Source organism: Streptomyces sp. NBC_00887 (genome assembly GCF_045207585.1).
In genome coordinates, this window is the sequence record NZ_CP108788.1 from 6,592,971 (window position 1) to 6,607,214 (window position 14,244).

11 protein-coding genes are annotated in these 14,244 nt (G+C 71.1%); 9 read left to right on the top strand and 2 right to left on the bottom strand.

Annotated elements, in window-relative coordinates; all coding sequences use genetic code 11:
• Nucleotides 1-23: 23 nt before the first annotated feature.
• The 4 genes from OG844_RS30205 to OG844_RS30220 all read left to right on the top strand — a co-directional run bounded on the left by OG844_RS30205 (nt 24) and on the right by OG844_RS30220 (nt 3,671).
• Entirely contained in the window at nt 24-1,544 is a 1,521-nt protein-coding gene (locus OG844_RS30205; protein ID WP_406394528.1) for a flavin-containing monooxygenase, read from the top strand.
• Nucleotides 1,541-2,482 (top strand): alpha/beta fold hydrolase, encoded by a 942-nt coding sequence (locus tag OG844_RS30210; RefSeq protein WP_406394529.1) that lies wholly within the window; start codon nt 1,541-1,543, stop codon nt 2,480-2,482. Before OG844_RS30205 ends, OG844_RS30210 begins: the two co-directional genes overlap by 4 nt.
• Nucleotides 2,479-3,363 carry an SDR family oxidoreductase gene (locus OG844_RS30215; protein ID WP_406394531.1) on the top strand — a complete coding sequence of 295 codons (885 nt, stop codon included), beginning with the start codon at nt 2,479-2,481 and terminating at the stop codon, nt 3,361-3,363. Before OG844_RS30210 ends, OG844_RS30215 begins: the two co-directional genes overlap by 4 nt.
• A gap of 86 nt (nt 3,364-3,449) precedes the next feature.
• Entirely contained in the window at nt 3,450-3,671 is a 222-nt protein-coding gene (locus OG844_RS30220) for a hypothetical protein (RefSeq protein WP_406394532.1), read from the top strand.
• Nucleotides 3,672-4,383: 712 nt separating this feature from the next.
• On the opposite strand, the gene OG844_RS30225 is transcribed toward OG844_RS30220, so the two are convergent.
• Nucleotides 4,384-7,731, bottom strand: a complete 3,348-nt coding sequence (locus tag OG844_RS30225) for a S41 family peptidase (RefSeq protein ID WP_406394533.1) — start codon at nt 7,729-7,731, stop codon at nt 4,384-4,386.
• A gap of 190 nt (nt 7,732-7,921) precedes the next feature.
• Between OG844_RS30225 and OG844_RS30230 the strand changes: the two genes are divergently transcribed.
• Both OG844_RS30230 and OG844_RS30235 read left to right on the top strand, forming a co-directional pair.
• Nucleotides 7,922-8,494 carry a TetR/AcrR family transcriptional regulator gene (locus OG844_RS30230; protein ID WP_406394535.1) on the top strand — a complete coding sequence of 191 codons (573 nt, stop codon included), beginning with the start codon at nt 7,922-7,924 and terminating at the stop codon, nt 8,492-8,494.
• 129 nt (nt 8,495-8,623) lie between these two features.
• Nucleotides 8,624-10,834, top strand: coding sequence for an MMPL family transporter (locus OG844_RS30235; RefSeq protein WP_406394537.1), 2,211 nt, complete (start codon nt 8,624-8,626; stop codon nt 10,832-10,834).
• Between the two features lie 150 nt (nt 10,835-10,984).
• Here the strand turns inward: OG844_RS30235 and OG844_RS30240 are convergent, their stop codons facing one another.
• On the bottom strand, nt 10,985-11,392 hold the full coding sequence (locus tag OG844_RS30240) for an SsgA family sporulation/cell division regulator (protein ID WP_406394538.1): 408 nt from the start codon (nt 11,390-11,392) through the stop codon (nt 10,985-10,987).
• A gap of 181 nt (nt 11,393-11,573) precedes the next feature.
• Here OG844_RS30240 and OG844_RS30245 point away from each other — a divergent pair, with 181 nt between their 5' ends.
• From OG844_RS30245 to OG844_RS30255, 3 genes are read left to right on the top strand one after another with little or no spacing between them, the layout of a single operon-like run.
• Nucleotides 11,574-12,665: an energy-coupling factor ABC transporter permease gene (locus tag OG844_RS30245; protein WP_406394540.1), complete on the top strand. Its 1,092-nt coding sequence runs from the start codon at nt 11,574-11,576 to the stop codon at nt 12,663-12,665.
• A gap of 1 nt (nt 12,666) precedes the next feature.
• Nucleotides 12,667-13,428 carry a cobalt ECF transporter T component CbiQ gene (cbiQ, locus tag OG844_RS30250; protein ID WP_384609215.1) on the top strand — a complete coding sequence of 254 codons (762 nt, stop codon included), beginning with the start codon at nt 12,667-12,669 and terminating at the stop codon, nt 13,426-13,428.
• Nucleotides 13,425-14,192, top strand: coding sequence for an energy-coupling factor ABC transporter ATP-binding protein (locus OG844_RS30255; RefSeq protein ID WP_406394542.1), 768 nt, complete (start codon nt 13,425-13,427; stop codon nt 14,190-14,192). The genes cbiQ and OG844_RS30255 overlap by 4 nt, the downstream gene beginning before the upstream one ends.
• The last annotated feature ends 52 nt before the right edge of the window (nt 14,193-14,244 follow it).

Sequence of the window (14,244 nt, forward strand, 5' to 3'; positions counted from 1 at the left end):
ACGTACCGCGGGGAGGCGGCAGCATGGCCCAGCACGAACATGTACGAGTGGCGGTGATCGGATCCGGATTCGGGGGCCTCGGGGCCGCTGTCCGGCTGCGCCGCGAAGGCATCACCGACTTCCTGGTCCTGGAACGGGCCGGCTCCGTCGGGGGCACCTGGCGCGACAACAGCTATCCGGGCTGCGCCTGCGACGTACCGTCCCACCTCTACTCCTTCTCGTTCGCGCCCAACCCCGACTGGCCGCGCACCTTCTCCGGGCAGGAGCACATACGCGCCTACCTGGAGCACGTGGCCGACACGTTCGGGCTGCGCCCGCACCTCAGGTTCGACCACGAGGTCACGGTCATGCGCTGGGACGGCGAGGAGCTGCACTGGGTGATCGAGGCGGCCAACGGTGTCACCGTCACCGCCGATGTCGTCGTCTCCGCGACCGGTCCGCTCTCCGACCCGAAGCTGCCGGACATCCCGGGGCTCGCCGAGTTCCCCGGCAAGGTCTTCCACTCGGCCCGGTGGGACCACGACTACGACCTCACCGGCAAGCGCGTCGCGGTGATCGGCACCGGGGCGTCCGCCATCCAGATCGTGCCGGAGATCCAGCCGAAGGCGAGCAGGCTCACGCTGTTCCAGCGGACCCCGCCCTGGGTCATGCCGCGCATGGACCGTGCCATCAGCGGGGCCGAGAAGTGGCTGCACCGCACGCTCCCGTTCACCGGCACCGCGCGCCGCGGACTGCTGTGGGGCATCCGGGAGCTGCAGGTCGGCGCGTTCACCAAACATCCCGACCAGTTGGGCCTGGTGGAACGGATAGCCAAGGCCAACATGGCGCGTGCGGTCAAGGACCCGGAACTGCGGGCCAAGCTGACCCCCTCGTACCGCATCGGCTGCAAGCGGATCCTGCTCTCCAACGCCTACTACCCGGCACTCGCCCAGCCGAATGTGGACGTCGTCGCCTCCGGCCTGGCCGAGGTGCGGGGCTCCACCGTCGTCGCCGCCGACGGCACGGAGACCGAGGCCGACGTGATCATCCTCGGTACCGGCTTCCACGTGACGGACATGCCGATCGCCGACCGGGTCGTCGGTGCCGACGGCATCACGCTCGCCGAGTCCTGGAAGGACGGCATGCAGGCGCTGCGCGGCGCCTCCGCGGCGGGCTTCCCCAACTGGATGACGGTCATCGGCCCCAACACCGGGCTCGGGAACTCATCCATGATCCTCATGATCGAGTCCCAGCTGAACTACATGGCCGACTACCTGCGCCAGCTGGACGTCCTGGGCGGCCGCGCCGCACTCGGCGCACGGACCTCCGCCGTGGGGGCGTGGAACCGGCGGGTCCAGGACCGGATGAAGCGGACCGTGTGGAACACCGGCGGCTGTACCAGCTGGTACCTGGACTCCACCGGGCGCAACACCACGGTCTGGCCGGGGACGACGGCCGAATTCCGGCGGGCCACGCGCTCGATCGACCTCGGGGAGTACGAGGTCATCCGGCCGCCCGGCGTCAGCACCGCGGAGAAGTCCGTCCCCGAGGAGGTCGCCCGATGAGCCGGCTGCTGCACCGATCGGACGTCCCGCCCGTGCCCGTGCGCGAACTGACCGCCGTGTCCGCCGACGGCGCGCGCATCCACGTCGAACTGCACGGGCCCGACGGCGCCCCCGCCGTGGTCCTGGCGCACGGCTGGACCTGCAACACGCGCTTCTGGGACGCGCAGGTGCGTGACCTGGCGGTGGACCACCGGGTCGTCGTCTACGACCAGCGGGGCCACGGCCGTACGCCGGAGGCGGGCGCGGACGGATACGGCACGCAGAAGCTGGCCGACGACCTGGAGGCGGTGCTGAGGGCCACGCTCGCGCCGGGGCAGAAGGCGGTGCTCGCCGGGCACTCGATGGGCGGGATGACGCTGATGGCCGCGGCCGGGCGGGCCGCCGTGCGCGAGCACGGGGCGGCCGTCCTGCTGTGCAGCACGGGCAGTTCGCGGCTGACGGCCGAGTCGCTGGTGCTGCCGATGCGGGCCGGCGCCCTCCGTACGCGGCTGACCGGGAAGGTCCTCGGGGCGCGGGCGCCGCTCGGGCCGGTCAACGCGCTCTCGAAGGCGATCCTCAAGTACGCGACGATGGGCCGCGGTTCGTCCCCCGAGCGGGTCGACGCCTGTGCCAGGATCGTGCATGCGTGTCCCCGCAAGGCCCGTGTCGCCTGGGGGCATGTGCTCGCGGAGCTCGATCTCGAGTCGGGCGTACGGGAGTTGCGGCTGCCGACCGCGGTGATCGCGGGTGCGGAGGACCGGCTGACGCCGCCGGTGCACGCGCGGGCCATCGAGGCGGCCCTGCCCCTGAGCCTAGGGCTCACGGAGCTGACGGGTACGGGCCACATGACGCCGGTCGAGGCGCCCGAGGTGGTCACCGCGAAACTCCGGGAACTGGTGGCCGGGTACGTCACCGCGGACAGTGCGGCGCAAGCCGTGCACGAGGAGGAGGTCGCATGAGCGGCAGGCGGAGTCTCGAAGGGCAGGTCGTGGTCGTCACCGGGGCGGCCCGCGGTGTGGGCGAGCTGCTGGCCCGCAAGCTCTCGGCTCGCGGCGCCACGCTGGCACTGGTCGGGCTGGAGCCGGACGAGCTGAAGAAGGTCTCGGAGCGCCTGCACGGGGAGAGCGACCACTGGTACGCGGATGTCACCGACCACGAGGCCATGGCCCAGGTCGCCCTTGAGGTCAAGGAACGGTTCGGCAAGGTCGACGTCGTCGTCGCCAATGCCGGGGTCGCCTCGGGCGGTCCGTTCGTGGACTCCGATCCCGTCGCCTGGCGGCGGGTCATCGAGGTGAACCTGATCGGCGGCGCGGTGACGGGGCGGGCGTTCCTGCCGGTGCTCATGGAGAGCCGCGGGTACTTCCTCCAGATCGCCTCGCTGGCCGCGATCACTCCGGCGCCGATGATGAGTGCGTACTGCGCGTCCAAGTCGGGCGTGGAGGCGTTCGCGCACAGCCTGCGTGCGGAGGTCGGCCACCGGGGGGTGAAGGTAGGGGTCGGCTATCTGTCCTGGACCGACACGGACATGGTGCGCGGCGCCGACGAGGACGACGTCATGCGGGAGTTGAGGCAGCGGCTGCCGTGGCCGACGAACCGTACCTATCCGCTGGGTCCGGCCGTGGACCGGATCGTTGCCGGAGTCGAGCGGCGGTCCGCGCATGTGTACGCCCAGTGGTGGCTGCGCGGTATGCAGTCGGTGCGCGGGTACCTGCCCATGCTGATCGGGGCGGTCGGGCAGCGGGAGATGAAGCGGTTCGGGCCGCGGCTCGAGGGCGTCAGCAAGGGGCTCGTGGGGGCCGGCGGCGAGGCTGACAGGGCGGCGCAGGCCGAGCACCAATGATCGAAATGCGATGAATGTCTGGTTGTGTAAGTCTGAGCGAGGCCCCACCGGGGCCAACCCCACGCACCCACATAGGAGTGAACAGCATGGGCATCGCAGACCAGTTCAAGGACAAGGCGCAGGAGCTTGCCGACCAGGCCAAGCAGCAGCAGAAGAAGGCCGGCGGCCGGCGGGACGAGCGGCGCGACCGCCCGTCCGACGCCGACGAGCAGCGTGCGGACCGTTCCGCTCGTCCCGCCGGTCAGTCCGGCGTGCGGGAGCGGGCGCAGGGCGCTTCGGACCAGGCGCGCGAGCGTTTCGACCGTTGACGTGAGCTCGGCGGCGCGGGGCGCCTGACGCGTCTGCGTTGCTGCGTTGCTGCGTTGCTGTGGGGCGCATCCGGAGTACCGGGTGCGCCCTTCTTGCGTGCGCGGGCTTGTCCCCTACCCGCCCCTTCCCGAAACCGTGGGCTCCGCCCCCGGGCCCCGGTCCTCAATCGCCGGACGGGCTCGAATGATGCCCTCAAACGCCGGGCGGGCTGGGGGTGGTTGCTGGAGTGGGCTCCAAAGAATGCCCTCAATTGCCGGGCAGGCTAAGGGTTGTCGGGGTGGGCTTGAAGGGTGTCCGTGAGGGTGCGGCGGGCGTGGGTTGCCGGGTGGGTCTGAAAGGCGTCCGTGAGGGTGTGGCGGGCGGTGGTTGCCGGGTGGGTCTGAAAGGTGTCCGTGAGCGTGCGACGGGTTGGGGGTTGCCGGAGCTGGGTCGGAGAGGGTGCCCGCGAACGCCGGGCGGGCGGCGGTTGCCGGGTGGGTCCGAAAGGTGTCCGCGAGCGTGCGACGGGTTGGGGGTTGCCGGAGCTGGGTCGGAGAGGGTGCCCGCGAACGCCGGGCGGGCCGGGGTGGCTGGGGTGGAGTTGAGGGGTGCCCTCAACCCCTGGGGTGGAGTTGAGGGGTGCCCTCGACCCCAGGGCGGGCCGGGGTGACCGGCGCTCGGTCGAAGGGTGTGCTCGAGCGCCCGGCGGTCGAAGGTGTCCGGTCCGCCGGGTCAGCGTGGTGGCAGTGGGGGGCGGCGCAGGATCGGGGCTGTTGCGTAGGTGGGGGGTGTGGCCGCCGGGTGGACCGCCAGGAGGTCCAGGGCCACCCTCACCGCGTCGTCCAGGACCGCGTGGCGGCCCTCGGCCCAGTCCAGGGGGGTGCGCAGGGCCTCCAGGTCCGGGCCGACGCCGTGGTTCTCGACGGACCAGCCGTACGTGTCGAACCAGGCCGCGTTCATCGGCACCGTGATCACCGTGCCGTCGCCGAGCCGGTGGCGCCCGGTCATGCCGACCACCCCGCCCCAGGTGCGCTGGCCCACCACCGGCCCCAGCTTCAGCAGCTTGAACGCGGCCGTGATCATGTCGCCGTCGGAGGAGGTCGCCTCGTCCGCCAGTGCCACCACGGGACCCCGCGGGGCGTTGGAGGCGTAGCTGACCGCCTGCGCGTTGCGGGTCAGGTCCCAGCCGAGGATCGTTCGGGTGAGCTTCTCGACGACCAGTTCGCTGATGTGGCCGCCCGCGTTGCCGCGTACGTCGACGATCAGGGCCGGGCGGGAGACCTCCAGGCGCAGGTCGCGGTTGAACTGCGCCCAGCCCGAGCCGCCCATGTCCGGGATGTGCAGGTAACCGCACTTGCCGCCGCTCAGCTCCCGTACGACCTCGCGGCGCTTGGCCACCCAGTCCTGGTAGCGCAGCGGCCGTTCGTCGACCAGCGGGACGATCGCGATGCGCCGGGACCGGCCGCCGCACTCGCCCCCGGCCGGCCGGAACGTCAGCTCCACCGTGGTGCCGCCCGCCGCCGTCAGCAGCGGGTACGGGCCGGCCACCGGGTCGACGGCCCGGCCGTCGACATGGGTGAGGACCGCTCCCTCGCGGATGCCCGTACCGGCAAGCGGTGAACGGGCCTTGGAGTCCGAGGACTCACCGGGCAGGATCCGCTGGACCGTCCAGTCGCCGTCGCGGCACACGAGGTTCGCGCCCAGCAGTCCGATCGCCCGCTGGTAGTGCGGTGGGCCCTCGTTGCGGCGGGCGGGCGAGACGTACGCGTGGGAGGTGCCCAGTTCGCCCAGGACCTCCCGCAGCAGGTCCGCGAACTCGTCGGGCGTGGCGACCCGTTCGACGAGCGGCCGGTACTGGTCGAGCACCCCGTCCCAGTCGATGCCGCACATGTCCGGTTCCCAGAAGTAGGCCCGGATGATGCGCCCGGCTTCCCCGTAGGCCTGACGCCATTCCGCCGCCGGGTCGACGTCGTGCAGGATCCGGCGCAGGTCGAGGAAGACCGTCGAGTCGCTGTCGCCGGGCTCGTTGGACGGTACGGCGCGCAGTTCGCCGTCGTCCATCACGACCAGCCGGCTCGCGTCCCCGCTGACCGCGAACCAGTCCAGGTGGTCGACGAGTTCGGTCTTGCGCGCCTTGGCGATGTTGAAGTGCTCCAGCGTGGGCCGGCCCGACATGTCCGACGGATTCGCGAACGTCTCGCCCAGGGCGCCGGAGATCGGCCAGCGCAACCAGACCAGACCGCCGCCGCTGACCGGCTGCAGCCCCGAGTACTTCGACGCGGAGACCGGGAACGGCGTCACCCGGCTCTCCAGCCCTTCGAACTCCACGGTGACCGTCGTCCCCTCGACCGTGCCGTCGGGGATGTCGACCGGGTCGAGCCCGCCCGCCGCCGGCCGCCCGTCCGGCAGCAGGGCGAAGGGGGACGGGGTCGCCGAGGAGAGCGGGACCAGATAGGGGCGGCAGCCCAGCGGGAAGGAGAGGTCGCCGGTATGGACGTCGTACACCGGGTCGAATCCGCGCCAGGAGAGGAACGCGAGATAGCGTCCGTCACCCGTGAAGACGGGGTTCTCGTCCTCGAAGCGGCCGTTGGTGACATCCACTATCACCGGGGCGTCGGGACCGGAGATCCTCGCCAGCTTGATCTGCCGCAGGGACCTGCCCACGCCGGGGTGGGACCAGGCCAGCCACGCTCCGTCCGGCGAGAACGCCAGATCGCGGACCGGACCGTTGACGGAGCGGATGAGCTCGGTGACCACGTCCTCCGCGGGGATGTGCGGGACCGGCGGGGCGTCCTCGGCCCCCTCCTGGCCCTCCGCTGCCGTCTCCGCCTCCACGGCTGTGTCCAGCAGGAGCAGACGGCCGTCGTTCGACGCGATGGCCAGCCGCTCGCCCTCCGGGTCCGAGGTGATCTCCTGGACCCGGCCCAGCTGCCCGGAGGCCAGCCGGACCGGCTCGCGGTCGCCACTGGCCCGGGGGAGGTAGGCGATCTCGATCGCGTCGTCGCCGTCCGCGTCCGTCACGTACGCGACCTTGCCGCTGCTGCCGAGCATCTCCGGCAGCCGGACCCGCACCCCCGGGGTGTCGATGATCGTGCGGGCGGGCCCGTCGCGGTGCGTGAGCCAGTAGAGGCTGCCGCGTACGGACACGGCGCTCGCCCGGCCCGTCTCGTCCACGGAGAGCGAGTCGACGTTGCTTGCGGCCGGTACCTGGTACGTGCGCCTCCCCGCCCGGGGCCCGCCGAGGCGTACCTCCAGCTTCCGCGGTACGGCGTCCGGCGACTCCAGGTCGTCGACGAGCCACAGATCGCCCGCGCACTGGTAGACGACCCGGTTCCCATCGCTGGAGGCGTGGCGGGCGTAGAACGCGTCGTGGTCCGTATGGCGGCGCAGATCGCTGCCGTCCATCAGACAGGAGTACAGGTTGCCGACCCCTTCGTGGTCGGACAGGAACGCGATCCGGCGCCCGACGAACATCGGTGAGTCCAGATGGCCCCCGATGTCCGGCAGCAGCCGTTCGCCGTGCAGCCAGAGCCGCCCGGTGGCCCCGCCCCGGTACCGCTTCCACGCGGCGGGCTCGTGCGGCGGCTTGCCGGTGAGCAGGAGGGTGCGCCGCTCGCCGTCGATGTCGGCGACCGCGATGTCGGAGACCGGCCCCCAGGGGAGCTTGCCGCCGGGGCTGCCGTCGGTCGGAACGCTGTAGGCCCACGAGAAGTACGAGAACGGCTGGTTGTGCGAGGACACGGCGAGGATCTGGGACGAGTCGCGGGGATCGGGGCTCCAGCCGCAGACCCGGGCGTCGGTCGAGCCCCAGTACGTGAGCCTGCGGGCGGGCCCGCCGTCCACGGGGGCCAGATGGATCTCCGGGTCGAGCGTGCGCCAGGTCGTGTAGGCGATGCGGCTCCCGTCGGGCGAGAAGCGCGGATGACTGACCCTGGTCCGGTCGACAGTCAGCCGCCACGCCCGGCCGGGCCGCTGCCCCGCCGGGACGAGGGGGGAGACCCAGAGGTCGTCCTCGGCCGCGAAGCAGAGCAAGTCCTCGTGGAGGTGCGGGAAACGGAGATACGCGACGTCGTCACTCACCCCCCAATGCTTTCCGTGCGAAGGGGCTCCGGCAACTTGTGGTCCAGGACACAAGCGAAACTGTCTCGTTTCGCCAGGTGGGGGAGTACCTTCGAGGTGTACGAAACAGTTTCGTTCGTTTGGTTGATCATTCCGATGACCGGCCGCCGACGTACGATCCAGCAGGCGCAACGGACAAGGAGGTCGGGACATGGCACGCAGTCGGCTCACGCCGGAACGCGAGAGCGAGCTGTACACCTCCGTGCTCGACCTGCTCGGCGAGGTCGGATACGAGGCGTTGACCATGGACGCCGTTGCCGCTCGCACCCGTTCCAGCAAAGCCACCCTCTACCGCCAGTGGGGGAGCAAGGCCGAGCTGGTCGTCAAGGCACTCCGGAACGACAAGCCGGTGCACCTTGCCGAGATCGACACCGGCTCGCTGCGCGGCGACTTCAACGCCGTCCTGCTTCGCACCGACGACTGCCAGATGGAGAAGAACTCCGCGCTGATGCGGGGCCTGACCCATGCCATTCATGACAATCCCGATCTGTTCCAGGCCCTGCGCGAGCTGCTGATCGAGCCGGAGATGACCGGTCTCGGGGTGCTGCTCAAGCGGGCCGTGGACCGCGGTGAGGTGCGTCCGGACAATCCGGCGCTCCCGTACGTACCGCACATGATGATCGGCGCTTTCGCCGCCCGCGAGATGGTCGACGACCGCTCGGTCGACCAGGCGTTCCTCATCGACTATGTCGAAGCCGTGGTGTTCCCCGCCCTCGGCGTCTGACGTCCCCTTTCTTTTTCTCTTCTTTGCCGAGGACCCCTCCCCGAAGCTCCACCTGACACGCCGCTCTCGTCGTCGGGCCGGTTCCTCACGCCCTTTTCCACTCAACGACCTGACCGGGAGTACCCCTCCGTGGCCACATTCCTCTACAAGCTCGGCAGGCTTGCCTTCCGGCGCCGCCGCTACGTCGCCCTCGTCTGGGTGGCACTGCTGGCGCTCGCCGGATTCGGTGCCGCCTCCGCGTCCGCCGCCACCTCCAGTTCCTTCTCCATCCCCGGTACGGAGGCCCAGAAGGCCTTCGACCTGCTGGAACAGCGCTTCCCCGGGGGCAGCGCCGACGGCGCGACCGCCCGGGTCGTCTTCAAGGCACCCGGCGACCAGAAGGTGACCGACGCCGCCAACAAGGCCGAGGTCAAGGAGATCGTCGCCGAGCTGAAGTCCGGCTCGGACCAGATCGCCTCCGTCGCCGACCCGTTCGCGGCGAACGCCGTCAGCAAGGACGGCTCGACCGCGTACATCTCCGTCTCCTACGACGTCAGCTCCATGGAGCTCACCGACGGGACGCGCGAGGCGCTCGAGGAAGCGGGCGAGGCCGCGCAGAGCAGCGGAATGACCGTGGAGATCGGCGGTGACGCGCTCCAGGTGATGCCGGAGACCGGGGCCACCGAGATCATCGGTGTCGCCATCGCCGCGGTGGTCCTCGTGATCACCTTCGGTTCGCTGATCGCGGCGGGGCTCCCGCTGCTCACCGCGCTCATCGGCGTCGGCATCGGCGTATCGATGATCACGGCCCTGGCGAACGTGTTCGACCTGGGCTCCACCACGTCCACACTCGCGATGATGATCGGTCTCGCGGTCGGCATCGACTACGCGCTCTTCATCGTCTCCCGCTACCGCGCCGAACTGGCCGAGGGCCGGGAGCGCGAGGAAGCCGCAGGCCGGGCCGTCGGCACCGCCGGATCCGCGGTCGTCTTCGCAGGCCTGACCGTCGTCATCGCCCTGGTCGGCCTCGCTGTCGTCAACATCCCGATGCTGTCGAAGATGGGCTTCGCCGCCGCGGGCACGGTCGCGATCGCCGTCCTCATCGCGCTCACCCTCGTCCCGGCGCTGCTGGGCTTCGCGGGCAAGCGGGTCATGGGGCGCAAGGCGCGCAAGGCCGCCGAGGCGGAGAACAAGCCCGAGGCCAAGCCGAACATGGGCACCCGCTGGGCGCGGTTCGTGCTGCGCAAGCCGGTGTGGGTCCTGCTCACCGGGGTCATCGGCCTCGGAGTCATCGCCGTCCCCGCGGCATCGCTGGAGATGGGCCTGCCGGACGACGGCTCCCAGCCGAAGAGCACCACGCAGCGCCAGGCCTACGACCTGCTGTCCGACGGGTTCGGTCCTGGGTTCAACGGTCCTCTGCTGGTCGTCGTCGACACGAAGGGCAGCTCGGACGGCAAGTCCGCGGTCGACCAGGTCTCCCAGGAGATCGAGGGCATCGGCCGTGTCGCGGCCGTCACCCCGGCCACCTTCAACAAGGCCGGCGACGCCGCGACCATCACCGTCATCCCGAAGGACCGTCCGAGCTCCACCGAGACGGAACAGGTCGTCCACGCGATCCGTGACGCGGGTGCGGACATCAAGAGCGACACCGGCGCCGAGGTGCTGGTCACCGGTGCGACGGCGATGAACATCGACTTCTCGCAGAAGATGAACGACGCGCTGCTGCCCTATCTGGCGCTCGTCGTCGGCCTGGCCTTCCTGCTCCTGATGGTGGTCTTCCGCTCGCTGCTGGTGCCGCTGAAGGCGGCCCTCGGCTTCCTGCTCTCGGTCGTGGCGGCCCTGGGTGCGGTCGTCGCGGTCTTCCAGTGGGGCTGGCTCGGCTCGCTCTTCGGGGTCGAGCAGACCGGGCCGATCATGAGCATGATGCCGATCTTCATGGTCGGCGTGGTCTTCGGCCTCGCGATGGACTACGAGGTCTTCCTGGTCACCCGGATGCGTGAGGCGTACGTCCACGGGGAGACGCCCGGCCAGGCGATCGTCACCGGTTTCCGGCACGGCGCCCGGGTGGTCACGGCCGCCGCGGTGATCATGATGGCGGTCTTCGCGGGCTTCATCGGCTCCCACGAGTCGATGATCAAGATGATCGGCTTCTCGCTGGCCATCGCCGTCTTCTTCGACGCCTTCGTGGTCCGCATGGCCATCGTGCCGGCGGTGCTCGCCCTGCTCGGCCGGCGCGCCTGGTGGCTGCCGCGCTGGCTGGACCGCGCACTGCCGAACGTGGACGTGGAGGGCGAGGGCCTGCGCAAGGACCTGGCCGACGGTCCGGCGGACGGCGAGGAGCGCGAACTGTCCCGCGTCTGATCCGCGGCCCGAGCCGCACGTACCCGGGGTCCGCGTCTGAGCGGAGCGCGGCCCCGGTGCACCGGTTACCTGTGGGGACGGGGGACCGGGGCGACAGAAAGCCCCCGTGCACGCGGCACGGGGGCTTTCGTCATGCGGCGCCCTCCGGCGTCATGCGCGGGTGACGGAGGCGGCAGGTGCGGGGGCCGGGGCGGGAGCGGCGGGGGGAGGAGCGGGGGCGGGGGCCCTGCGCTCGATGGCCTCGTGCGTACGGTGCAGGAAGCGGATCAGCGGCGCGACGTCGAACTGGAACACGGCGACGCCGTCCGGGGAGTGCAGTTCCAGGACCAGCTGGGCGCGGCCGCACGGCCACACCCGTATGTCGCCGCGTGTGACGGGGCCGCGGAGTCCGCTCTCCAGGAGGTCGCGGCCGAACGCCCAGTCGACGCCGCCGGGAAGCCGGACGTGGACGGTCTGCGGGGCGTCGGCGTCGCAGGTGAGCTCGACGGGGACCAGCCGTGGGTCGGGCCCGTCGGTGATGAGCCGGGCTCTGGCATGTTCTTGGATCACGAGGGACATGGGCCGGCTCCTCCTGTGTATGCATCTCTCCCCTCCAATGTGCCATATGTCCCCTATTGGGCACGTCGGGAAGAGCGAGTAGTTGTGTTGCGTACGCTCTTGCGAACTATTTGCAACAGGGCACTATCATTGAGCGGTTCCCGACCCCGCCCGCGAAGACGCCCGAAAGCGGAGCCACTCCATGCATGTACCCGACGGATTCATCAACGCACCCGTCTCCGCCGTCGCCGGCGTCGTCGCCGCAGGCGCGGTCGCCGTCAGCCTCCGGGGTGCCCGACGAGAACTGGGCGGGGCCTCCCTCTCGGGCGGAACCGGGGCCGGGGGAGAGCGCACGGCCCCGCTGGCCGGTCTGGTCGCCGCCTTCATCTTCGCCGTGCAGATGCTGAACTTCCCGGTGGCCGCCGGCACCAGCGGCCACCTCCTGGGCGGGGCGCTGGCCGCGATCCTCGTCGGGCCGTACACCGGGGTGCTCTGCATAGCTGTCGTCCTGCTGATGCAGGGAATCCTCTTCGCCGACGGCGGTCTCACCGCACTCGGCGTGAACATCACGGTGATGGGCGTCGTCACCACGGTCGTCGCCTACGGCCTCTTCCGCGGGCTGACACGTGTGCTGCCCCGCGGGCGCCGCTCGACGACCGTCGCGTCCTTCGTGGCCGCCCTGGTCTCCGTACCCGCCGCTGCCGCCGCCTTCACCCTGATCTACGCGATCGGCGGGACCACCGACGTCCCCCTCGGCAAGGTTCTGACCGCGATGGTCGGCGTCCACGTCCTGATCGGCATCGGTGAGGCCGCGATCACCGCGCTGACCGTCGGCGCCGTCATCGCCGTGCGCCCGGACCTCGTGTACGGCGCCCGCGGACTCGCGGCCCCGCTCAAGCTCCGCGTCGGCGGCGAGCTCGTCGACGCCCCGGCCGCCGCTCCCGCTCCCGTCGCCGTCGCGGCCCGCTCCACACGCAAGGTCTGGGCCACCGGCCTGGCCGCCGCCCTCGTCCTCGCGGGCTTCGTCTCCTTCTACGCCTCCGCGAACCCGGACGGCCTGGAGAAGGTCGCCGCCGACAAGGGCATCGACGAGAAGGTCCAGGAGCACGGCGCGGCCAGCTCCCCCCTGGCCGACTACGGCGTCAAGGACATCAGCGACGCCCGGATCTCCGGCGGTCTCGCCGGAGTGATCGGTGTCGGTTCCACCGTCGCCGTCGGCACCGGAGTCTTCTGGGCGGTACGCCGACGCCGTACCACCGAAGCGCCGGCCACCCCCGCCACCGGAGCCGTCTGAGATGGGCGCCGGCCACGCGCACAAGCTCTACCGGCACGGGCACTCACCGGTCCACGGCCTCCCTCCGCACTGCAAGCTCGCCGCCGTCCTGTGCTTCGTCGTGGTCGTCGTCTCCACCCCACGCGAGGCCGTGTGGGCCTTCGCCCTGTACGCGGTCCTGCTCGGCGTCGTCGCCGGCCTGGCCCGGATCTCCGCCGGGTTCCTGCTGAAGCGGCTGGCCATCGAGGTGCCGTTCGTGGCGTTCGCGCTGCTGATGCCGTTCGTGGTGCCCGGCGAGCAGACCGAGCTCCTCGGCGTCTCCGTCAGCGTCCCCGGCCTCTGGGGCGCCTGGAACGTCCTCGCCAAGGGCACCCTCGGTGTGGCCGCCTCGGTGATCCTGGCCTCGACCACCGAGCTGCGCTCCCTGCTGCTCGGGCTCCAGCGCCTCAGGCTGCCGCCGATGCTCGTCCAGATCGCCTCCTTCATGATCCGGTACGGCGATGTGATCACCGACGAGCTGCGGCGGATGTCGATCGCCCGCCGCTCCCGCGGATTCGAGGCGAGCGGCATACGGCACTGGGGTGTCCTGGCGAAGACGGCCGGAGCCCTGTTCATCCGGTCCTACGAGCGCGGCGAACGGGTCCACCTCGCGATGGTCAGCCGCGGCTACACCGGCACCATGCCCGTCATCGACGAGGTGACCGCCTCCCGCACCCAGTGGGCGTACGCCTCGGCACTCCCCCTGACCGCCCTCGCCGTGTGTCTGCTGGGATGGACCGTATGAGCCCGAACACCGCCGCCCCGTCCCTCGAGGTCACCGGCCTCGCCTACGCCTACCCCGACGGTCACCAGGCCCTCTTCGGCGTCGACCTGACCGTGGCCCGCGGCGAACGGGTCGCCCTCCTCGGCCCGAACGGCGCCGGCAAGACCACCCTCGTCCTGCACCTCAACGGCATCCTCGACGCGGGCGCCGGAAGCGTCCGGGTCGCCGGGCTGCCCGTGGGCAGGCGCCACCTCGCCGAGATCCGCCGCCGGGTCGGCATCGTCTTCCAGGACCCCGACGACCAGCTCTTCATGCCGACCGTCCGCGAGGACGTCGCCTTCGGGCCCGCCGCCGCCGGACTGCGCGGTCCCGAGCTGGAGGAGCGGGTCTCGGCCGCGCTCAAGCAGGTCGGCATGGAGGAGTTCGCGACACGTCCCCCGCACCACCTCTCCTTCGGCCAGCGCCGCCGGGTCGCCGTCGCCACCGTCCTCGCGATGCAGCCCGAGATCCTCGTCCTGGACGAGCCCTCCTCCAACCTCGACCCGGCCTCCCGCCGCGAACTCGCGGACATCCTGCGCTCCCTGGACGTCACGGTGCTGATGGTCACCCACGACCTGCCGTACGCCCTCGAACTCTGCCCGCGGGCCGTCATCCTCAGCGACGGAGTGATCGCCGCCGACAACCGCACCCAGGACCTCCTCTGCGACGAGGAACTGATGCGCAGCCACCGGCTGGAGCTGCCTTTCGGCTTCGACCCGCGTTCCGTGTCCGTTCCGCATACGTGAACATGGGGTGACCCGCCAGCCGTCCGACCTGCGGCGGGATGCACCATGGGGG

Excerpts from the sequence above, each read along its gene's own strand:
- cbiQ (WP_384609215.1), top strand. The coding sequence starts at position 12,667 with ATGGGCGCCGGCCACGCGCACAAGCTCTACCGGCACGGGCACTCACCG.
- OG844_RS30230 (WP_406394535.1), top strand. The coding sequence starts at position 7,922 with ATGGCACGCAGTCGGCTCACGCCGGAACGCGAGAGCGAGCTGTACACC.
- OG844_RS30215 (WP_406394531.1), top strand. The coding sequence starts at position 2,479 with ATGAGCGGCAGGCGGAGTCTCGAAGGGCAGGTCGTGGTCGTCACCGGG.
- OG844_RS30240 (WP_406394538.1), bottom strand. The coding sequence starts at position 11,392 with ATGTCCCTCGTGATCCAAGAACATGCCAGAGCCCGGCTCATCACCGAC.
- OG844_RS30220 (WP_406394532.1), top strand. The coding sequence starts at position 3,450 with ATGGGCATCGCAGACCAGTTCAAGGACAAGGCGCAGGAGCTTGCCGAC.
- OG844_RS30255 (WP_406394542.1), top strand. The coding sequence starts at position 13,425 with ATGAGCCCGAACACCGCCGCCCCGTCCCTCGAGGTCACCGGCCTCGCC.
- OG844_RS30210 (WP_406394529.1), top strand. The coding sequence starts at position 1,541 with ATGAGCCGGCTGCTGCACCGATCGGACGTCCCGCCCGTGCCCGTGCGC.
- OG844_RS30245 (WP_406394540.1), top strand. The coding sequence starts at position 11,574 with ATGCATGTACCCGACGGATTCATCAACGCACCCGTCTCCGCCGTCGCC.
- OG844_RS30205 (WP_406394528.1), top strand. The coding sequence starts at position 24 with ATGGCCCAGCACGAACATGTACGAGTGGCGGTGATCGGATCCGGATTC.